This is a genomic window from Cryptosporangium phraense, assembly GCF_006912135.1.
GTDB classification, from domain to species: domain Bacteria; phylum Actinomycetota; class Actinomycetes; order Mycobacteriales; family Cryptosporangiaceae; genus Cryptosporangium; species Cryptosporangium phraense.
Genome location: NZ_VIRS01000007.1, coordinates 209,600 through 228,591, shown reverse-complemented (window position 1 = coordinate 228,591; position 18,992 = coordinate 209,600). Strand labels below are relative to the sequence as shown.

The 18,992-nt window shown below is 71.5% G+C and carries 19 protein-coding genes; 6 read left to right on the top strand and 13 right to left on the bottom strand.

All coding sequences use genetic code 11. From position 1 onward, the window contains the following. Positions 1 to 13 precede the first annotated feature (13 nt). Positions 14 to 1,612 (top strand): DUF4153 domain-containing protein, encoded by a 1,599-nt coding sequence (locus tag FL583_RS12810; protein WP_205752084.1) that lies wholly within the window; start codon positions 14 to 16, stop codon positions 1,610 to 1,612. Here FL583_RS12810 and FL583_RS12805 read toward each other — a convergent pair. After that, a complete protein-coding gene (locus FL583_RS12805; RefSeq protein WP_142704810.1) occupies positions 1,609 to 2,526 on the bottom strand; it encodes a hypothetical protein in 918 nt (305 codons plus the stop codon). The genes FL583_RS12810 and FL583_RS12805 overlap by 4 nt on opposite strands. A gap of 69 nt (positions 2,527 to 2,595) precedes the next feature. Here FL583_RS12805 and FL583_RS12800 point away from each other — a divergent pair, with 69 nt between their 5' ends. Next, positions 2,596 to 3,393: an Fpg/Nei family DNA glycosylase gene (locus FL583_RS12800; RefSeq protein ID WP_142704809.1), complete on the top strand. Its 798-nt coding sequence runs from the start codon at positions 2,596 to 2,598 to the stop codon at positions 3,391 to 3,393. Here FL583_RS12800 and pspM read toward each other — a convergent pair. The 7 genes from pspM to rimO all read right to left on the bottom strand — a co-directional run bounded on the left by pspM (position 3,371) and on the right by rimO (position 9,004). After that, positions 3,371 to 4,138 (bottom strand): phage shock envelope stress response protein PspM, encoded by a 768-nt coding sequence (gene pspM / locus FL583_RS12795; RefSeq protein ID WP_142704808.1) that lies wholly within the window; start codon positions 4,136 to 4,138, stop codon positions 3,371 to 3,373. The genes FL583_RS12800 and pspM overlap by 23 nt on opposite strands. 3 nt (positions 4,139 to 4,141) lie before the next feature. Then, positions 4,142 to 5,020: a PspA/IM30 family protein gene (locus tag FL583_RS12790; protein ID WP_142704807.1), complete on the bottom strand. Its 879-nt coding sequence runs from the start codon at positions 5,018 to 5,020 to the stop codon at positions 4,142 to 4,144. Positions 5,021 to 5,204: 184 nt separating this feature from the next. Further along, on the bottom strand, positions 5,205 to 5,777 hold the full coding sequence (locus FL583_RS12785; RefSeq protein WP_142704806.1) for a TetR/AcrR family transcriptional regulator: 573 nt from the start codon (positions 5,775 to 5,777) through the stop codon (positions 5,205 to 5,207). Continuing rightward, positions 5,774 to 6,229 (bottom strand): helix-turn-helix domain-containing protein, encoded by a 456-nt coding sequence (locus tag FL583_RS42420; protein ID WP_205752083.1) that lies wholly within the window; start codon positions 6,227 to 6,229, stop codon positions 5,774 to 5,776. Before FL583_RS42420 ends, FL583_RS12785 begins: the two co-directional genes overlap by 4 nt. 165 nt (positions 6,230 to 6,394) lie before the next feature. Beyond that, the gene (locus tag FL583_RS12775) at positions 6,395 to 6,898 is read right to left on the bottom strand and encodes a CinA family protein (RefSeq protein ID WP_205752082.1); all 504 of its coding nucleotides are present in this window, start codon (positions 6,896 to 6,898) and stop codon (positions 6,395 to 6,397) included. After that, the gene (pgsA, locus tag FL583_RS12770; RefSeq protein WP_142704804.1) at positions 6,891 to 7,523 is read right to left on the bottom strand and encodes a CDP-diacylglycerol--glycerol-3-phosphate 3-phosphatidyltransferase; all 633 of its coding nucleotides are present in this window, start codon (positions 7,521 to 7,523) and stop codon (positions 6,891 to 6,893) included. The genes FL583_RS12775 and pgsA overlap by 8 nt, the downstream gene beginning before the upstream one ends. Next, positions 7,520 to 9,004 carry a 30S ribosomal protein S12 methylthiotransferase RimO gene (gene rimO / locus FL583_RS12765; RefSeq protein ID WP_142704803.1) on the bottom strand — a complete coding sequence of 495 codons (1,485 nt, stop codon included), beginning with the start codon at positions 9,002 to 9,004 and terminating at the stop codon, positions 7,520 to 7,522. The genes pgsA and rimO overlap by 4 nt, the downstream gene beginning before the upstream one ends. A 218-nt stretch (positions 9,005 to 9,222) precedes the next feature. Here rimO and FL583_RS12760 point away from each other — a divergent pair, with 218 nt between their 5' ends. After that, positions 9,223 to 10,266, top strand: coding sequence for a helix-turn-helix domain-containing protein (locus tag FL583_RS12760; protein WP_142704802.1), 1,044 nt, complete (start codon positions 9,223 to 9,225; stop codon positions 10,264 to 10,266). On the opposite strand, the gene FL583_RS12755 is transcribed toward FL583_RS12760, so the two are convergent. After that, positions 10,228 to 10,875 carry an HAD family hydrolase gene (locus FL583_RS12755; RefSeq protein WP_420843131.1) on the bottom strand — a complete coding sequence of 216 codons (648 nt, stop codon included), beginning with the start codon at positions 10,873 to 10,875 and terminating at the stop codon, positions 10,228 to 10,230. The two genes, FL583_RS12760 and FL583_RS12755, sit on opposite strands and share 39 nt — an antisense overlap. A 287-nt stretch (positions 10,876 to 11,162) precedes the next feature. Between FL583_RS12755 and FL583_RS12750 the strand changes: the two genes are divergently transcribed. Further along, positions 11,163 to 11,702: a peptide deformylase gene (locus FL583_RS12750; protein ID WP_142704800.1), complete on the top strand. Its 540-nt coding sequence runs from the start codon at positions 11,163 to 11,165 to the stop codon at positions 11,700 to 11,702. Here FL583_RS12750 and FL583_RS40075 read toward each other — a convergent pair. Further along, the gene (locus FL583_RS40075) at positions 11,653 to 12,432 is read right to left on the bottom strand and encodes a nucleoside-diphosphate kinase (protein WP_170323619.1); all 780 of its coding nucleotides are present in this window, start codon (positions 12,430 to 12,432) and stop codon (positions 11,653 to 11,655) included. The genes FL583_RS12750 and FL583_RS40075 overlap by 50 nt on opposite strands. Positions 12,433 to 13,005: 573 nt before the next feature. On the opposite strand from FL583_RS40075, the gene FL583_RS12740 reads away from it, so the two are divergent. Further along, complete coding sequence (locus FL583_RS12740) at positions 13,006 to 13,539, top strand: hypothetical protein (RefSeq protein ID WP_142704798.1); 534 nt, start codon at positions 13,006 to 13,008, stop codon at positions 13,537 to 13,539. Between the two features lie 3 nt (positions 13,540 to 13,542). On the opposite strand, the gene FL583_RS12735 is transcribed toward FL583_RS12740, so the two are convergent. Then, entirely contained in the window at positions 13,543 to 16,101 is a 2,559-nt protein-coding gene (locus FL583_RS12735) for a DNA translocase FtsK (protein ID WP_142704797.1), read from the bottom strand. A 124-nt stretch (positions 16,102 to 16,225) separates the two neighbouring features. Between FL583_RS12735 and FL583_RS40070 the strand changes: the two genes are divergently transcribed. Continuing rightward, positions 16,226 to 16,375 (top strand): hypothetical protein, encoded by a 150-nt coding sequence (locus FL583_RS40070; protein WP_170323618.1) that lies wholly within the window; start codon positions 16,226 to 16,228, stop codon positions 16,373 to 16,375. Here the strand turns inward: FL583_RS40070 and FL583_RS12730 are convergent. After that, positions 16,372 to 18,063, bottom strand: a complete 1,692-nt coding sequence (locus tag FL583_RS12730) for a ribonuclease J (protein WP_142704796.1) — start codon at positions 18,061 to 18,063, stop codon at positions 16,372 to 16,374. The two genes, FL583_RS40070 and FL583_RS12730, sit on opposite strands and share 4 nt — an antisense overlap. Next, positions 18,060 to 18,974, bottom strand: a complete 915-nt coding sequence (gene dapA / locus FL583_RS12725; protein WP_142704795.1) for a 4-hydroxy-tetrahydrodipicolinate synthase — start codon at positions 18,972 to 18,974, stop codon at positions 18,060 to 18,062. Before dapA ends, FL583_RS12730 begins: the two co-directional genes overlap by 4 nt. Positions 18,975 to 18,992 lie beyond the last annotated feature (18 nt).

The following is an 18,992-nucleotide window of genomic DNA, read 5'->3' as shown; positions in this document are numbered from 1 at the left end:
CGAAGGAGATCCCGTGCCCGAGCAGGACCCCACCGATCCCCCGTCACCGTCGGACGCCCCGGACGCGGACAGCGCACCGCCTCGCGGGGGCACCACGGCACGCGGGGTGCTGGCCGAAGCGGCCGCCGCGGCCCGAAAAGCCGGCACAACCGCCCCCGGAAGCGCGGGCGGCTCGCCGTGGGGGCAGCCCCAGCCCGTCCCGCCACTCTGGGCCGATCGCGTCTGGCCGCTCACGACCGACGGCGCCCCCAGGCGCGTGCTGATCGCCGCGGCCGGCGCCGGAGTCGTCGGCGCCACCACGCTCGCCACCGATCAGCTCGGCCTCGGAGCCCTGCTCGCCACCACCGCGGTCACGCTCGCCGCCCTGGCCACCCGCCCATCACCACCAAAACCCCGCCAACTGCTCTTCGCCGCGCTCACCGTCGCGCTCGCGGGCGTCGCGGCCGTGCGGGCGGCCGACTGGCTGGTCGGGCTGTGTCTACTGGCCGCACTCGGCACCGGCATCCTCGCGGTCACCGCCGGGCGCACCTGGACCGGTCTCCTCCTCGGCCTGCTCTCCCCGCTCACCGCCCCGATCCGCACCGCCACCTGGACGGCCCGCGGCTCCGCGCGCTTCAAGCGGCACGGGTTCGGGCGCGCGCTGGCCATCGGCGCGATCTCGGCGGCCCTGCTGGTCGTGTTCGGCGCGTTGTTCGCCGGCGCCGACCCGGTGTTCGCCGGTCTGGTCGGCGACCTGCTCCCCCGGCCCGAGCCGGGCCCGGGCGTCGGCCGCGTGATCCTGTTCACGCTGGTCACCGGCGTAACGCTGGTCGCGGCCACGCTCGCCCATCAGGCTCCCGACTTCGACGCGCTCGCGCCGGCGAAGCGCCGGACCCGTCCGCGCCTCGAGTGGGCGGTTCCGCTCACCGCGCTGAACCTGCTCTTCGCCTGCTTCGTCGGCGTCCAACTCGTGGTTCTGGCGGACGGGGACCGCTACGTGCGCCGGACCGCGGGCCTGACCTACGCGGACTACGCGCGGCAGGGGTTCTGGCAGTTGCTCGCGGTGACCGTCCTGACCCTGCTGGTGGTGGCGGTCGTGATCCGGGTCGCGGCCCGGGAGACCGGCGGGGACCGGACCGCGCTGCGCGCGCTCCTCGGCCTGCTGTGCCTGCTCGCCGTGCTGGTGGTGGCGTCCGCGCTGCGGCGGATGTGGCTCTACGAGGACGCCTACGGCTTCACCCGGCTGCGGGTACTGGTGCAGGCCGTGGAGCTCTGGCTCGGGGTCGTGTTCGCCCTGATCGCGGCGGCCGGCGTCCGGATCGAGGCCCCCTGGCTCCCCCGCGCCGTGCTCGCCACCGGCGCGCTCACGCTCCTCGCTCTGGCTGCGATCAATCCGGACGGGTTCATCGCCGACCGCAACATCGCCCGTTACCAGGACAGCGGACGGATCGACGTCGAGTACCTGTCGGGCCTCTCGGCGGACGCCGTGCCCGCACTCGAGCGCCTGCCCGAGCCGCTCCGGGCCTGCGCGCTCGACCCGGTGCTCTACCGCCTACCTCCCGAGGAAGCCTGGTACAGCGCGAACCTGGCCCGATCCCGCGCCCGGGAAGCCACCATCGGAACCTGCGACTAGCAGCCGGTCGGGAACGACGTGAGCGGGGTGGTGACGGTGAAGACCTTCTCGTTGCCCTTCACCGGATCGGTCACCGGGGTGCTCGGCAGCGCCAGCGCGCCCTTGAGGTACTTCGGACAGTCGGCGTTGAAGACCGCCCGCTCACCCTCACCCGGACGCGCGCCCTGGTCCTCGTCCGCGAAGCCCTTGGACGGGAACCACTCGTAGCTCTCCACCGTGTGCAGCACGACCAGCCGCACTCCGGCGCCCTTGGACTGCGCGGGCAGCGGGCCGGCCAGCGGGTAGATCCACACCACGTCGGCCCGCACGATCAGCTGCTTCAGCGCACCGGTCGTGACGGTCAGCGACCCGGCCGCGCGGATCGGCTGGGCCAGCGTGTACGTGGCGGCGAGGTTCGTGACGTAGCCCAGCGTGTCGGTGCCGCCGACGATCGCCTTCTTCACCTGCGACCGGACGTTCGGGGCGAGCGCCTTCACGTAGTCGGCCGAGTCGCCGCCGAGCACGGCCTGGTCGGTGCGGGCGGCGATCAGCACCGCCTTGGTCTTCTCCAGCACCGTGGCGACGTCCTTGGCCGCCCAGGAGCCGGTCTTCGTCGGGGTCGGCACCTCGATGCCCTGCTCCGGAGCGACGTAGGTGTTGGCCGGGGTGCCGTCGAACGGGTTGTTCGGGTCGAGCGGGGGCGCGGTCGGGCCGGGCGACTCGGCGGCGATCTCCGGGTCGGCCACCGTGCCGCTCATCGTCCCGTAAAGCGACTTCGCGGCGAGCAGGCCGGCCGGTACCAGCAGCAGGATGACGATGAGCACGCCGATCAGCTTCCGCCGGGGCCGGCGGCGAACCGCGACGACGCGGTCCTGGCCGTGACGCGCCTCGGTGACCGCGGAGCGGCGGTACCGGAAGCCAGGCTGGGTCGGCATCGACCTTCATATCCCCTTCGTCAGGAACGAATCCGGCCGCCCCGCCGGTCTGCTGTCAGGATAGGGAGTATGCCCGAGGGAGATGTGGTGTTCCGGACCGCGGCCCGGTTGCACGCAGCTCTGGCCGGTCAGCGGATCGTGAAGTCGGATCTGCGGCACCCGCGGCTCGCGCTGGTCGACCTGTCCGGACGCACGGTGACCGAGGCCGTGCCGCGCGGGAAGCATCTGCTGATCCGGTTCACCGGCGGGCTCACCCTGCACAGCCACCTGAAGATGGACGGCAACTGGTGGATCTACCGGCCGGGCCAGCGCTGGCGCAGTCCCGGGCACCAGGTGCGGGTGGTGCTCACCACCGAGGCGGTGGTCGCGGTCGGGTCCCGGCTGCACGATCTCGAGGTCATCGCCACCGACAACGAGCCGTCGCTGGTCGGCCACCTCGGCCCGGATCTGCTCGGGCCGGACTGGGACGCCGACGAGGCCGTCCGCCGGCTCCGGACGAACCCACAGCGGCCGATCGGGCTGGCCCTGCTCGACCAGCGCAACCTGGCCGGGATCGGCAACCTCTACCGGGCCGAGGTGCTGTTCCTGCGGGGCGTCCACCCGGAGACGCCGACCGGTGAGGTCGCCGACCTGCCGGCGATGATGACGATCGCGCACCGGCTGCTGTACGCGAACCGCGAGCGGGTCGAGCAGTCGACCACCGGCTCGCTGATCCGCGGCCAGGAGCGCTACGCCTACGGACGGCGTGGCCGCCCGTGCCTGCGCTGCGGCACCCGGATCCAGGCCGGCCCGCTCGGCTCCGGCGCCGAGGGCACCGACGCCGAAAGAACCGTGTTCTGGTGCCCTAAATGCCAGCCTCGCGATTGACGTCGTGCACGGTGTTGAGGCCGTAGGAGAGTCCGGCCAGGCGGTCGGCGGCCTCGGTGAGACGGGACGAGAAGCTGTCGTCGCCACCCCGGGCCACTGCGGCGACGCACTCGGCGGCCGCGATCGTCAGCGCCTCGTAGGCGTCGACGCCCTCGACGAACCGGGCCACCAGCTCGTCACGCGCGGCCAGGATCTGCGGCCGGGCCTCGGGCGCGGCCGAGGAGAGCGTCCGCTCGATCAGCCCGAGGCGGGTGCCCAGGTCCTTCAACGTCGCGTAGGCGGCCTCGGCCTCGGCCGGCAGGTCACCCCGGTAGGGGCCGAGCCGGTCGAGCATCTCGGGCAGGATCCGCGCGGCCTCGTTCAGCCGCCGAGCGGCGTCGAAGGCCGGTGAACTCGCCGGGAGCACCACCCGGTGCGGGAAGTCGAGCAGCGCGCCGATCCGCGGGCCGAGCAGCGGGGTCAACCGCTGCCCGATCGTCAGCTCGCGACGTGGCTCGGGCAGCGGGACCGGCGCCGCGGCCAGCTCGTGATGGTCACGCCGGCGCAGGATCGCCATCGCGGTGGCCCCACCGGCCGCGCCCGCCCAGAAGATGTCGGGCAGGCCCAGGCCGGCGTAGGGCACCGCGACCAACGCCGAGCCGCCCAGCGTCGCCGCCCACACCGTCCACGTGCGGGCCTTGTTCTTGGCCTTCCGCAGGGCGCGGAGGTGCAGCGCCCGTGCGTCCGGCCCCCGGGATCCCCTCATGGCCTACGCCGGCGGCCGCGGGCCGGAGGCCGCGTCGGCGTCCCGGAGCTCCTTGAGACGCTGCTCCGCGAGCGGCAGCGAGCCGTTGGTGGCCGCGGCCGGCGGAGTGGCGGCCGCCGCCGGACCCACCGCGGGTGCCTTCTGGCCCTGGCCGAGCTGGCCACCGGCCATGCTCGCCCGGATCTGCTCGAGCCGGGACGCACCGGCCATGTCGAGCGCGGACTTCTGCACCTCGAGCATCCGGCCCTCGACCGAGTTCTGGGCCAGCTCGGAGCGGCCCATCGCGGTCGCGTACCGGCTCTCGATCTTCTCCCGGACCTCGTCCAGGCTCGGGACGTTGCCCGAGGCGGTGAGCTGCGACATGCCCTGCAGCGAGTCGGCGACCCGCTCCTGCATCTTCGCCTGCTCGAGCTGGTTGAGCAGCTGGGCCCGCTCGGCCAGGCGCTGCTGGAGGAGCATCGCGTTGCTGTCGACGGCCTGCTTCGCCTGCTGGGCGGCCGAGAGTGCCTGGTCGTGCAGCGTCTTGAGGTCTTCCAGCGACTGCTCGGCCGCGACCAGCTGGGTCGCGAACGCGGTCGCGGTGCTCTCGTACTGCGTGGCCTGCTGCTCGTTGCCCTCGGCCCGGGCCTTGTCGGCGAGCACCAGCGCCTGACGGGCCGAGCTCTGCAGCTTCTCCACCTGGGTCATCTGGCGGGAGAGCTTGAGCTCGAGCTGGCGCTGGTTACCGATCACGTTCGCGGCCTGCTCGACGAGTGCGCGGTGCTGGTTCTTCGCGTCGTCGATGGCCTGCTCGATCTGTACCTTCGGGTCGGCGTGCTCGTCGACCTTGGCGCCGAGTGACGCCATGAAGTACTTCCAGGCCTTGATGATCGGGTTGGCCATCGGTGTCCTCAACTCCCTGTGGCGCGTGCGACCAGGCCGGAGCCGGCCGCGGCAGAGCCGGCCGGTTCACCAGTCGTGCTCGACCCTCGACATGCGGTGCGTTTCCCCTATCGTCTCAGGCCCACGCACCATCGTCACCTGACCGGGACCAGGCTCAGGGTCAACCTCAGGGTAGGCGTCAGGGTCAGACCGTTGCCAGGGTTCGCAGCGGAAGGACTGCGGAGAGCAACCTCGCGCTCGCTTCGGCGTCGCCCGGGTCGGGCGCGCCGATGTGGCTGGCCAGCCAGCGGACGACCAGCTCGGCGCCCCGCGGGTCACGCCCGCTCGCGGTGAGCGCGTCGGCGGCCGCGGCCCGGGCCGCGCGCCAGCCGGCCGCCTCCGGGGGTGCCCCGGCCAGCCCGGCCAGCGACGCCGGGTCGTCGTCGGCAACCCGACGCAACGCCGGGTGGGTGTCGAGCCGGATGGCCGCCACCGCCAGGGCGTCCTCCAGCGGCAGGCCCCGGCACTGGTCGGCGATCAGCACGATCTCGGCCTCGACCAGCGCGGCGAAGACCTCGTCCTTGTTGCGGAAGTGGTTGTAGAGCGTGCCCTTGGCGATGCCGGCGGCCTGGGCGATGTCGGTCATCGACGTCCGCCGGGTGCCGCGCTCGGCGACCAGCCGGACGGCCGCGTCGAGCAGCGACGCCCGGGTACGCCCCATCGCGTTCCCGGCCCGGACCCGCGTGCCGCGGGTCTCGCCCTCGTCGAGCAGGCTCACGCGGCGGCGACGACCCGGTGCCGGGCGCGCGTGTCCAAGTGATTGTCGAGGTGGCTGTCGAGGTGGTGGCCGTGGTCGAGGTGGACCTCGAGGCGGCTGGGACCGGCCCCGACGACCTCGAGCTCGGCTCCGTCGCCGCCGACGGCCGCACCGGCGAGCGCCGCGACCGGCTCCACCGCGTTGACGGAGTTGACCGCGTTGAGCGCCGCGGGCGCCGTCTCGGCGACCTCGAGCGTGTCGCTCACGTCGCGCAGGACCTCGGAGAGCGGAACTCCGAGCGCCTCGCAGATCGACGAGAGCAGCTCGGAGGAAGCTTCTTTCTGACCGCGTTCGACCTCGGAGAGGTAACCGAGGCTGACCTTGGCAGCCGAGGAGACCTCGCGAAGAGTGCGTCGCTGGGCGAGCCGCTGCGACCGCAGCGTGTCGCCGAGGATCCGTCGTAGCAGGACCATCAGGCACCCCTCTCGCGCAGCTGCCAGGGATCAGGCATGGCGTCACCGTACTCCGAGCGACCAGCGTGAGGCACGGTGACGGGCCGTCGGGGCGTCGGCGTTTGCCGAGGGCGTAACCGCTGGCGGTTTACCTGTCGGTCGGTTACCGGTCGGAATTCGTCTGCATCAAGCATCAGAGTCCGTAACGTCCGCCGTGCCGTCGAGCTTCCCGGCCAGCAGGGCCAGCGCTTCGTCGACGGTCGCGGCGCGGATCGCCGCGCGGTCCCCGCTCAGGTGCAGTGCCCGGACGGCGGGTGGCCCGTCGGGCCCGGCCACGCCCACGAAGACCGTCCCGGCCGGTTTCCCGTCCTGCGGGTCGGGCCCGGCCACGCCGGTCGTGCCCAGCCCCCAGTCGGCTCCGCACCGCCGTCGCGCGCCCTCGGCGAGGGCCATGGCGACGTCGGCGGCGACCGGTCCGAGGCGGTCGAGCAGCCCCTTCTCGACGTCGACGAGCGTCGCTTTCAGGTCGGTGGCGTACGGCACCAGGCCGCCGCGGAACACCCGGGAGGCGCCGGGCACGTCGACGAGGTGGGCGGCGAGCATCCCGCCGGTGAGCGACTCCGCGGTGGCCAGGGTCTCGCCGCGGGCCCGGAGGGCGGCGAGAACACCGGCCGCGGTCGGCTCAGTCACCGGCGCCGCCTCGGGCGGCAGCTTCGCGGGCCTTCCGACGCAGGGCCAGGGCCTGGACGACGTAGTCGGCGCCGGTGACGACCGTGAGAACGAACGCGGCGCCCATCAGGATCGTCCCGACCCAGTCGATCGGGCCGGTGATCGGGCACAGGTACCAGATGATCGCGATCACCTGCAGCAACGTCTTGAGCTTGCCGCCCCGGCTGGCCGGGATCACGCCGTGGCGCAGCACGCCGAACCGCAGCGCGGTGATGCCCCACTCGCGGATCAGGATGATGACCGTGACCCACCACGGCAGCAGGTCGTACGCCGAGAGCCCGATCAGCGCGGCCCCGGTGAGCGCCTTGTCGGCGATCGGGTCGGCGATCGCGCCGAACGGCGTCACGAGGTCGCGGGCCCGGGCGATCCAGCCGTCCCAGTAGTCGGTGATCGACGCGATCAGGAACAGCGCGGCGCTGGCGAGCAGCCAGCCCCGGTGCGTGCCGTCCGAGACGACGAGCGCGGCCACGAAGACCGGCACCAGCACGATGCGCAGCGCGGTGAGGACGTTCGCGATGTTCAGCAGCGGCGCCTGCCGCTTGGGCGCGGCTCCGGACGGCGTCGCGCCGGTCGCCACGTCGCTCATCCGCCAGTGCCGACGGGCACCCGGGCATCCGCTACCGGCCCGACACCGGCCCGGTCGACGACGGCGAGCACGTCGGCGTCCAGATCGACACCCAGGCTGCCGGTCACCCGGGCCCGGACGAGATCGCCGACGGCGAGGCGGCCCAGCACCGGACAGTCGCCGCGGAGCGTGACCGAACCGTCGACCTCGGGCGCCTGGTGCTCGGCGCGGCCCTCAGCCGTGCCGTCGTCGGCGACGGCCTCGACGAGGACCTCGACGGTGGTGCCGATGCGCTCCTCGGCCCGCTGGGCGGTGAGCTCCTCGGCGAGCCGGGAGATCCGGTCGAACCGGCGGTCGATCGTGTCGCGCCGGATCTTGTCGGGTAGCGTCGCGGCCTCGGTGCCGTCCTCGTCGGAGTACCCGAAGACGCCGACGACGTCGAGCCGGCCCTCGGTCAGGAACCGGGCCAGCTCGGCGACGTCGGCCTTGGTCTCGCCGGGGAACCCGACGATGAAGTTCGAGCGGACGCCGGCCTCGGGGGCGAGCTCCCGCGCCGTGGCCAGCAGTTCCAGGAAGCGCTCGGTGGAGCCGAAGCGGCGCATCCGGCGCAGCACCGGCTCGCTGGAGTGCTGGAACGAGAGGTCGAAGTACGCGGCGACGCCGGGCGTCTCGGCGATGACCTTCACCAGCGACGGCCGGGTCTCAGCCGGCTGCAGGTAGGAGACCCGCACCCGGACGACGCCGGGGATCGCGGCGAGCTCCGGCAGCAGGGCCTCGAGCAGCCGCGGGTCGCCCAGGTCCTTGCCGTACGACGACGAGTTCTCGCTGACCAGCACGAGCTCACGGACGCCCTGCTCGGCGAGCCAGCGGGCCTCGTCGAGGAGCTCGGTGGGGCGCCGGGAGACGAACGCGCCGCGGAACGACGGGATCGCGCAGAACGCGCACCGCCGGTCGCAGCCGCTGGCCAGCTTGAGCGGAGCGACCGGGCCGCCCTCGAGCCGGCGACGCAGGACGCGGGGGCCGGAGGCGGGACCGACACCGTCCGGGAGGTGCCCGGGCACCACGACGTTGGCGGTGGACCGCTCGACCGGCGAGATCGGCAGGAGCGTGCGGCGGTCGCGCGGGGTGTGCGCTTCCAGCTCCTCGCCGGCCAGCACGCGGTTCAGCCGGTCGGAGATGTTCGTGTAGTCGTCGAAGCCCAGCACCGCGTCGGCCTCCGGCAGCGCGGTGGCCAGCTCGTTGCCGTACCGCTCGGCCATGCAGCCGGCCGCGACGACTTTCGCGCCGCTGTCGGAGGCGGCCAGCAGGGTGTCGACCGAGTCCTTCTTGGCTTGCTCGACGAACCCACAGGTGTTCACGAGGACGACGTCCGCGTCCGAGGCGTCGACCAGTTCCCAGCCGTCGCCGGCGAGCCGGCCGGCGAGCTCTTCGGAGTCGACCTCGTTGCGCGCGCAGCCCAGCGTGACGAGGGCGACTCGTCGGTCGCCGGCATTCCGAGGCATGCGGCGAGCCTACCGGCAGATCGTTGGTTTACTTACCGGACCGACAGTCCGCGACGTGTAGCCAGAGGAACCGATAGGCATCTACCGTGACAGAAGCCACAGGCAGATTCAGCCTTGAATCCCCGCAAAATGGGCGAGGTCTGCGTACACGACGCCGGGTGACGCTCGTACGGCTTACAGTGTGTGGAGTATGTCCACGCACTCAGTGAGGTGCGCACATGGACCAGAACGTCACGACTACCCCGGTGACGCAGGTGACAGCGACGATGGACGCGTTTCGCACGGAGTTGACGCGCCGTCGTGTCGAGGCCGGCTTATCCAAGAAGGCCCTCGCGCGCCGGATGGCGTTCGACCCGTCCTATGTCAGCCACATCGAAAGTGGCCGGCACCGCCCGACCGAGGACTTCGCGCGCCGCGCGGACGACGTGCTCGGGTCGGGTGGCCGGCTGTGGCTGCTCTGGCGTGAATACGACCGCTCACGGCACGAGGCCGCCACCGGCCCGGCCGCGCCGACGTCGGCCACCGCGGCCGACCCGCACTCCGACCTCGTGGTCGAGCGCGAGGAGGCGTCCATGCGGTTCGACGGGCGGAACTACGTCATGACGATCCGTCGCCACCTGCACAACGTGGGCAGCAAGCCGGTGACGCTGTACTGGATCAAGATCTCCAGCGACGACGAGTCGAAGTCGGAGCTGACCTGGGACATGATCGACCTGCAGGCATCCTGCAACGGCGAGCCGATGGACTGGCGCATCGCCCAGGACCAGCCGACGGTCAAGCAGGTCTGGCTGATGTTCCGCAACGGCGACTACGAGTTCCCGCTCTACCCGGGCGAGCGCACCTGGATCGAGTACTCCTACACGGTCGCCGAGGGCACCTGGGGTCACTGGTTCCAGCGCGCGATCCGGCTACCCACCCGCTATCTCTCGATCCGGCTGCGGTTCCCGGCCCACCTGGAACCCCGGGTCTGGGGCACCGAGACGTCGATGACGGCCGACGGTGCTCCGCTGGCCGCGAACCCGCGGGTGACCCACTCGTCCGAGGGTGAGGTCGAGTGGCTCTGGGAGGTGCCGCAGCCGCAGCTCAACGCGCGCTACCGGCTGCACTGGCAGTTCCAGGGCCGCGGAGAACCCGAGCCACGGTCCGGACGGGCGGTAGACCGTCCGGACCGGACCGAGCCCACCGAACGGGGTGACCACGGTGGGCGATCAGGGGTTCGCCGGTCAGCCCTGAACCGGAGACGGCCGGCCGTGGTGCAGTGACCGGAGCAGGTCGAGGTCGACCTGCCCGATCCCGTCCACGTTGATGCACTCGTCGGTCACGGGTGCGACGACGACGACCCGGCACCCGGCCGCCACCGCGCTGGCGACGCCGGTCGCCGAGTCCTCCACGACCGCGCACTCCGCCGGGTCGACGCCCAGCAGGCGGGCGGCCCGCAGGTACGGCTCGGGGTGGGGCTTGGGCGTCACCACGTCGTCACCGCAGACGATGACGTCGAAGCGTCCGCGGTCGGGAGCCGCGATCGCGACCTCGACGTGCTCGCGCCCGGACGAGGTCACGAGGCCGGTGAGCAGACCCGCGGCCCGGACGGTCCGGACGAGTTCGCGGGCCCCGTCGAACCAGGGTGGAGGCTCTTCGGCCAACAGGATGAGGGCTCGCTCCTGGAGCCAGGCGAGATTGCGGTCGAGGTGGTCGTCCGGGAGGCCGAGCACCTGCTGGGCGATCATCATCGCCTCGGCTGTGGCCAACCCGACACTGCGGACGAAGAACTCCGGCGGTAACTGAGCGCCATGGGTGGCGGCCAATTCGGCCATGGCCTGGTCCCACACGTCGTCGCTCGCGACCAGGGTGCCGTCCATATCGAACAACACGGCGCGTAACGCGACGTCATCCTGTGGGCTTTCCTCACTTCCCGGCAAGTGCGACACACCCCAGAGTGATTCGCAGGCTTGCCGGAGGCAATCGCTCAGATGCCCCATCGGCGTGAGAATGGATGAGTATTCGCGCCGGTAGAGCGGTTTCAGGGCGGTTTCACCGCGGTGGGGTGTCAGCGGGAAGCGGGGTCCAGGGGCTAATCTGCGCTTCCGTGGCCTCTCTAGCAACTTCCGTCACACCGTTCACACCGGTCGGTTCCGCACGCTCCGCTTCCAGCAAAGAGATGCGTGAGCTGGGGATCTCGCAGGTCGAGGACGATCCGGGACTCCTCTGCCCGGTCGACGGATTCGCGTACCCGTTCGACGCCGCCCTCGCGGTGGACACCATGAATCAACTGCGTGAAGCCGTCCGGCGGATCCGCCAGGTGCACACGTTCAGTAAGGGGATGGGGCTCGCCGCCCCGCAGATCGGGATCGCGCGCCGGGCCGCGATCGTGTTCCCGGCCGGCTCGGACGAGGCGATCACTCTGGTGAACCCGCGGATCGTCGACCGGTCGCCGACGATGGACGTCCCCCGCTTCGAAGGCTGCCTGAGTTTTTTCGACGTCCGGGGACGGGTGCGCCGGCCGCTGGCGATCACGGTCGAGCACCAGCGCGAGGACGGCACAGTGGAACTCACCACGTTCGGCGGCAGCGTCGGACGGCTGGTGGCACACGAGATCGACCACCTGGACGGGATCCTGTACTCGCACTGGCTGGAGCCCGGCGAGGGGCTCATCTCGGTAGAGGACTACCGGGGTACCGGGGTGGGCTGGCAGTACTAGACGCATCCGGCACCAGCGGGACGACGTGCGGCAGGGTCGGCACCAGCAGCGAGGTGCCGAGGACGACCCGCTCCCAGCGGGTCAGCGGCAGCCCGGCCCGGTCGGCCTGCCGGACGATCTCCCGCCAGGCCGGGGTGCGCCCGTCGAGCAGGCCGGTGAGGCCGGGGTGATCGTGAGCGCGGGCCCGGATGCCGTCGACGGTGGCCGCGAACGTCAGGTCCAGCGGTTCCTGTTCGGACTCCAGGCGCGCGGCGAGCTCGCGGGCCACGTCCTCGGCCCGGTCGTCCCGGTCCAGCGCCCGATACACCGCGGCGCGCTCGCCGGCCGTGCAGCAGATCCCGATCTCGCGGACCAGATCGGCCGGCTCGTCGGCGCTGTGGACGAGGTTCAGCTGCTGGTTCAGCGTCCCGAGTTCGTGGCGGAGCTGGCCCGGACGGCAGCGGGCCGGGTCCGACGAGCCCTTGACCCGGGTGAGCGCGGAGCAGGCGTCGGCGTCGCCGGGGGCGCGGAGCAGCAGCACCAGCGAGTCGGTCGCCGACATGTAGAGATCGGCCATCTCGCGCCGGTCGCGGGTCGCGGTGTTCCACTGGTACTGCCAGAACGCCCGGACCGCCCACCGGTTGACGCGGAATCGCTGCGCGTAGACGACCCGCCAGCCCTGCCCCGAGAGCCACGACAATGCCGTGCGGAGTTTCCGGCGCACCACGGCATCGGGTTTGAGCAGCAGCAACGCGTGCTTTCTGGCGATATCGAAACTCCGGGATCCGGTTCGGGAAAAAAGGTCTTCCCAGGAATCCCGAAAATACGAATCGACCGAATAGAGCTCGCGCTTGACGGCCGATCGCGCTAATCGGGCATCCACCGGGAGGGGAATTGCAGCGGTGTCCAGATGAACGGTATTCGGCTCGGTTCGGCGGACGAATTGGTCCGGCGCAGGCACCGTCCCCTCCAGACGCACTCGGCGGTCGCCGACGTTACCGTCGTCATCGTCCCAGTACAGCGTGCGGTCATACCTTGCTCGCACGTAGCACCGGGGAGTCATACCGGAGCGATGCGTCCAAGAATTCGGGCAGCATCGTTTGTATGCGACCGCGGATGAAGTGCCGCTACCCCTCCACGGTAGCTTAGTTCCCCGGTAACGAGATACCGATTGGAAAGGTCGCATGCGGTGACCGAGCAAAATATCCCCGCAAAGCTCGTCGCACTGACGTCGGTACGCGACGTCGGATGTACCGGAGTCACTTTGCGCGCCATTTCCGAACTCGAAGAAATCGCGGATCAAACAGAACTCGTAACGCAGAGCATGCAGTTTCTGCGGCGCGAACTCTCCGGCTACGCGTCGCTGTGGCACCTGGAGCGGCTGCTGCGGTCGGGCGATCCGCGAGTGGAACTGGCGCGGTTCGCGGCCCAGCTCGAACGGGACGCGTCGGCCGCCGTGGAGACGGCGTACGAGCTGCTGTCCGGGCGTACCGGTGGGTTCCTGGCCGCTCCGAGCAGCGGCATCACCAAGCGGCTGCTGGCCCGGGTCGGCGCGGCCGAGATCGCCTCGTCGGCGGCCGTCTCGCCGGACGGGCGGACCGGGCTGTCCGGCGCCGACGCGGTCGGGCCGGGCGAGATCCTCAACATCGTCGGCACCCGTGAGCTGGCCGAACGCCTGCCCACGGTGATCGTCACGACGCCCGACCGGCTGGTGCCGCCGGACGTCTTCGCGACGCTCGGCTCGCCGCTGTTCGAACGGATCCCGCTCGACCGGTTCGAGGCCGTCGTCGTCGGCGGCGAGGTACTGACGCCGCAGGAAGCCGGGCGGCGCGCCGCCGCGCTGGCCGCCCGGTTGTGACGGTCACTCCTCCGCGGGGGCTCCCCCGCGGAGGACGATCAGCACCGAGTCGAGCTCGTCCGGCTTCACCAGGACGTCCCGGGCCTTCGAGCCCTCGGACGGCCCGACGACCCCTCGGGTCTCCATCAGGTCCATCAGCCGGCCCGCCTTGGCGAACCCGACGCGCAGCTTGCGCTGGAGCATGCTGGTCGAGCCGAACTGACTCGTCACCACCAGCTCCACCGCCTGGCAGAGCAGCTCGAGGTCGTCGCCGATGTCCTCGTCGATGTCCTTCTTGGCCGCGGTCGGCGCGGTGACGTCCTCGCGGAACTCGGGATCGCGCTGGTCCTTGCAGAACTTCACGACCGACGCGATCTCGTTCTCCGACACCCAGGCGCCCTGGATGCGGATCGGCTTGCTCGCGCCCATCGGCAGGAACAAACCGTCACCGCGTCCGACGAGCTTCTCCGCACCCGGCTGGTCGATGATGACCCGGGAGTCGGCCAGGCTCGAGGTCGAGAACGCCAGCCTCGACGGCACGTTGGCCTTGATCAGGCCGGTGACGACGTCGACGGACGGCCGCTGGGTGGCCAGCACCAGGTGGATACCGGCGGCCCGGGCCAACTGCGTGATGCGGACGATCGCGTCTTCGACGTCCCGGGGGGCCACCATCATCAGGTCCGCGAGCTCGTCGACGATCACCAGCAGGTACGGATACGGCCGGTAGACCCGCTCGGAACCGGGCGGGGCGACGATCTTGCCGCTCTTGACCCGCTTGTTGAAGTCGTCGATGTGCCGGACGCCGGACGCGGCCAGGTCCTCGTACCGCATGTCCATCTCGCGGACGACCCACTGGAGCGCGTCGGCGGCCTTCTTCGCGTTGGTGATGATCGGCGTCACCAGGTGCGGGATGCCCTCGTAGAGCGTCAGCTCGACGCGCTTCGGGTCGATCAGCACCAGCCGCACCTCGTCCGGGGTGGACCGGGACAGGATGCTCACCAGCAGCGTGTTGATACAGCTGGACTTACCGGCCCCGGTGGCCCCGGCCACCAGGATGTGCGGCATCTTGGCCAGGTTCGCGACGACGAACCCGCCCTCGATGTCCTTGCCCAGGCCGACGAGCATCGGGTGCTCGTCGGACGTCGCCGCGTGCGAGCGCAGGACGTCGCCGAGCGACACGTTCTCGCGGTCGGTGTTCGGGATCTCGACGCCGACCGCGGACTTGCCGGGGATCGGCGAGATGATCCGGACGTCCGGCGACTTCACCGCGTAGGCGATGTTGCGCGACAGCTGCGTGATCCGCTCGACCTTGACCGCCGGGCCGAGCTCGATCTCGTACCGCGTGACGGTCGGGCCGCGGGTGAAGCCGGTGACCGCGGCGTCCACGTCGAACTGTTCGAACACGCCGGTCAGCGCGGCGATGACCGTGTCGTTCGCGCGGCTGCGGGTCTTGGCCGGCGGGCCCGAGGCCAGCAGGTTGGGCGGCGGCAGCTTGTAGTCGCCCTCGGTCGCGGTGAGCGCCAGCTGCTCGGCGCGGGTGGGCGCCGGGGTGTGCTCGGGCGGAGCCTTGGGCGGGGTGGCGGGGATGTCGGACGGTTTCCGCTTCTCGCCGGGGCGCGGGCCGGGGACGGCACCCGCGGCGGGCACGCTGTCGGGGCCGGAGCGCCGGATCGCGCCGGTCTCCTCCGGGTCGCCGATCGGGCCGGTGTCGGGCCCGACGCCTTCCGCGGGACGACGGCGCCGCCGGGGTCGCGGTGTCGCGGCGACCGCGTCGTCGACGACGTCCATGCCGGCGTCGTCGCCCTCGTCCTCGTCGACGATGCGGACGCGGCCCTGGGTGAGGCCCCAGAGCTGGTCGAGCCGCGCCGGGATCGCCGCGATCGGCGTCGCGGTGACGACCAGGACGCCGAACAGCACGACCAGCACCAGGATCGGGATCGCGACCCAGGCGGTGACCGCGGCGACCAGCGGACCGGCGGCGAACCGGCCGATGACCCCGCCGGCGTGCGTCCAGGTGTCGGGGTTCTTGGCGTCACCGGCTCCGAGGTGGAACAGGCCCAGTAAACCGAGAATCAGCGCCGACCAGCCGACGACCATCCGGCCGCGGTGCTCGGGGTCGGCCGGCGTCCGCATCATACGGACCGCGGCCGCTCCGAACAGGAGCGGGAGCGCGACCGCGGCCGAGCCGAACAGCCAGCGGACCGCCATCCGGGTCAGCTCACCGGTGGGGCCGCCGGCGTCGAACCAGAGCGCGGCGGCCGAGACGATGCCGAGGGCCAGCACCAGCAGGCCGGCGCCGTCGCGCCGGTGCTCCGGCGGCAGGTCGCGGGCGGAGGACGCGTGCCGACCGGCGGCCCGGACGCCACCGCCGACGCCCCGGGCCAGCAGGAGCCAGGTGCTCACCAGGAACTGGCCCGGCCCGGGAACGCGGGAGGGTGCGGCCTTGGCCGGCGCCCGCTTGCCTGTCGTCTTGCGGGCGGCCGTCGTCTTTCGAGGCGCGGCCTTGGCCGTGGCTTTGCGGGGGGCAGCCTTCTTCGCGGGTCCGTTCCTGTTTCCAGACACGCGAGAACCACCACCAGCCATGTAACAACCGTATCGTGCCGACACTCGTCCACCCGGATGGGCGCGCCGGGCTCGGAACGATTACCGGTTGTACAGCCGTTGTTCCTTTCGAACGGCAATGCTCGCCACCAGGAAGGTACGACCGATGGCGTCCATCATGAACCGTCTCCGCGCGTTCGCGCGCAGCCCGCAGGGTCAGCGTCTGGCCGCACGGGCCCAGCAGGAACTGTCCAAGCCCTCCAACCAGCAGAAGCTGCGCAAGCTCTCCAGCCGGCTGAAGGGCCGCCGCTACTAGACCTCGAGCACGGTGGGCACGATCATGGGGCGGCGCCGGTAGGTGTCGCTGACCCAGCGGCCCACGGTGCGTCGCACGGTCTGCTGGAGCTGCCGCGGTTCGATGACCCCGTCGGCCGCGGCAGCGTCCAGAGCCTGCTCGATCAGCGGAAGCACCGGGTCGAACGCGGACGGGTCGTCGGCGAAGCCGCGGGCCGCGACGAACGGGCCACCCACGACCTTGCCGGTCGCCTCGTCGACGACGACAGTCACCGCGATGAAGCCCTCGTCGCCGAGGATCCGGCGCTCGGTGAGCGCGGTCTCCCCCACGTCACCGACGGCCAGACCGTCGACGTAGACGTAGTGGTTGTCGACGTGCCCGGTGATCTTCGCGACGCCGTTCACCAGGTCGACGACGTCGCCGTCGGCACAGAGCACGATGCGGTTGGGCTTCACGCCGGTCTGGCCCGCGAGCCGGGCGTGGGCCTGGAGGTGCCTCCACTCGCCGTGCACCGGCATGAAGTTCCGCGGCTTGACCGCGTTGAGCAGGTACAGCAGCTCGCCGGCGGGCGCGTGGCCACTCACGTGGACCTTCGCGACCTCCTTGTGGATGACGTTCGCGCCCCACCGGGCCAGCCCGTTGATGACCCGGTAGACGGCACTCTCGTTGCCGGGCACCAGCGACGACGCCAGGATGATCGTGTCGCCGGGCTCGATCGTGATGTGCCGGTGGTCGCGGGAGGCCATCCGGCCGAGGGCGCTCATCGGCTCCCCCTGGGAGCCGGTCGACATGAACACGACTTTCTCGGGCGGGAGGTTGGACGCGTCGTCGAGCGACACGACCAGCCCCTCCGGGATGCGCAGCAGCTTGAGATCACGGGCTACGCCCATGTTCCGCACCATCGAACGTCCGACGAACGCGACCCGCCGGCCGTGTGCCTGCGCCGCGTCCAGTACCTGTTGGACGCGGTGGACGTGCGACGCGAAGCTCGCCACGATGATCCGCTTGGTAGCGCCCCGGAACAGGTCGTCGAGCACCGGGCCGATCTCGCGCTCCGACGTCACGAAGCCCGGCACCTCGGCGTTCGTCGAGTCGGCGAGCAGGAGGTCGACGCCCTCGCGTCCGAGCCGGAAGAAGCCACCGAGGTCGGTGAGCCGACCGTCCAGCGGAAGCTGGTCCATCTTGAAGTCGCCGGTGTGCAACACGGTGCCGGCCTGGGTGCGGATCGCGACCGCGAGCGCGTCCGGAATCGAGTGGTTGACCGCGAAGAACTCGCAGCCGAACGGGCCGAGCTGCTCGGCCTGGCCCTCGCGCACGGTGAGGCTGTAGGGCTCGATCCGGTGCTCACGCAGCTTCGCTTCGATCAGCGCCAGCGTGAACCGGGAGCCGACCAGCGGGATGTCGGGCTTGAGCCGCAGCAGGTACGGGACGCCACCGATGTGGTCCTCGTGCCCGTGCGTGAGGACGATCGCCTCGATGTCGTCGAGCCGGTCGGCGATCGGCGTGAAGTCGGGCAGGATCAGATCGACGCCGGGCTGGTCGGCCTCGGGAAACAGCACGCCGCAGTCGACGACCAGCAGCCGTCCGTCGGCCTCGAACACCGTCATGTTGCGGCCGATCGCGCCCAGGCCGCCGAGCGGCAGGACACGCAGCCCTCCGGCCGGGAGCGGCGGTGGCGGACCTAGCTCCGCGGCTGGTTCGACGGTCATGCAACCTCCTTGTCGCCGAGCTCGACGCCCCCGCGGGCGAGGTCGGCCCGGAGCGTTTCGATTTGCTCGGGGGTGGCGTCCACCAGCGGCGATCGGACCGACCCGCCGGGCAGGCCGAGGATGTTGTACGCGGCCTTGGTGAGGATCGCGGCCTGGGTGCGGAAGATCCCGACGTCGACCGGCAGCATGCCGTGGTGCAGGGCCGTCGCCGCGGCGACGTCCCCGCGCTCGAACGCCTCGATCATCTGCCGGATGCGCGGGGCCACCAGGTGGCCGGTGACGCTGACGACCCCGACCGCGCCGACCGACAGCAGCGGCAGCGTCAGGACGTCGTCGCCGCTGTAGTAGGCGAGGTCGGTGTTGGCCAGCACCTCGGCGCTCGCGGCGAGGTCGCCCTTGGCGTCCTTGACCGCGAGGACCCGCGGGTGCTCGGCCAGCTCGATCAGCGTCTCGGTCGCGAACGCGACCCCGGTGCGGTGCGGGATGTCGTACAGCATCACCGGCAGGTCGCTCGCGTCGGCGAGCGTCCGGACGTGCCGGACCAGACCCGCCTGCGGTGGCTTGTTGTAGTACGGAGAAACGATGAGGACGCCGTCGGCGCCGGCCTTCTCGGCGGTGCGGACGAGGTCGATCGAGTGGTGGGTGTCGTTGTTGCCCGCACCCGCCACGATCGTCGCGCGGTCGCCCACGGCCTCGATGACGGCCCGGAGTACCGACTCCTTCTCGGCGTCGCTCATCGTCGGGGCTTCGCCGGTGGTGCCGTTGACGATCAGGCCGTCGTTGCCGCCTACGTCGACCAGGTGCTCGGCGACCTTCTGGGCGCCTTTCAGATCGAGCGACCCGTCGGCCCCGAAGGGCGTGACCATGGCGGTGAGAACGCGGCCGAACGGCCGCCGTGGATCGGCGCTCATGCTGCTCACGCTACCGTC

Bases quoted from the DNA above. Each gene is read 5' to 3' on its own strand.
- FL583_RS12805 (WP_142704810.1), bottom strand. From the start codon at position 2,526: ATGCCGACCCAGCCTGGCTTCCGGTACCGCCGCTCCGCGGTCACCGAG.
- FL583_RS12800 (WP_142704809.1), top strand. From the start codon at position 2,596: ATGCCCGAGGGAGATGTGGTGTTCCGGACCGCGGCCCGGTTGCACGCA.
- pspM (WP_142704808.1), bottom strand. From the start codon at position 4,138: ATGAGGGGATCCCGGGGGCCGGACGCACGGGCGCTGCACCTCCGCGCC.
- FL583_RS12790 (WP_142704807.1), bottom strand. From the start codon at position 5,020: ATGGCCAACCCGATCATCAAGGCCTGGAAGTACTTCATGGCGTCACTC.
- FL583_RS42420 (WP_205752083.1), bottom strand. From the start codon at position 6,229: ATGGTCCTGCTACGACGGATCCTCGGCGACACGCTGCGGTCGCAGCGG.
- pgsA (WP_142704804.1), bottom strand. From the start codon at position 7,523: ATGAGCGACGTGGCGACCGGCGCGACGCCGTCCGGAGCCGCGCCCAAG.
- rimO (WP_142704803.1), bottom strand. From the start codon at position 9,004: ATGCCTCGGAATGCCGGCGACCGACGAGTCGCCCTCGTCACGCTGGGC.
- FL583_RS12760 (WP_142704802.1), top strand. From the start codon at position 9,223: ATGGACCAGAACGTCACGACTACCCCGGTGACGCAGGTGACAGCGACG.
- FL583_RS12750 (WP_142704800.1), top strand. From the start codon at position 11,163: ATGCGTGAGCTGGGGATCTCGCAGGTCGAGGACGATCCGGGACTCCTC.
- FL583_RS12740 (WP_142704798.1), top strand. From the start codon at position 13,006: ATGCAGTTTCTGCGGCGCGAACTCTCCGGCTACGCGTCGCTGTGGCAC.
- FL583_RS12735 (WP_142704797.1), bottom strand. From the start codon at position 16,101: ATGGCTGGTGGTGGTTCTCGCGTGTCTGGAAACAGGAACGGACCCGCG.
- FL583_RS40070 (WP_170323618.1), top strand. From the start codon at position 16,226: ATGGCGTCCATCATGAACCGTCTCCGCGCGTTCGCGCGCAGCCCGCAG.
- FL583_RS12730 (WP_142704796.1), bottom strand. From the start codon at position 18,063: ATGACCGTCGAACCAGCCGCGGAGCTAGGTCCGCCACCGCCGCTCCCG.
- dapA (WP_142704795.1), bottom strand. From the start codon at position 18,974: ATGAGCGCCGATCCACGGCGGCCGTTCGGCCGCGTTCTCACCGCCATG.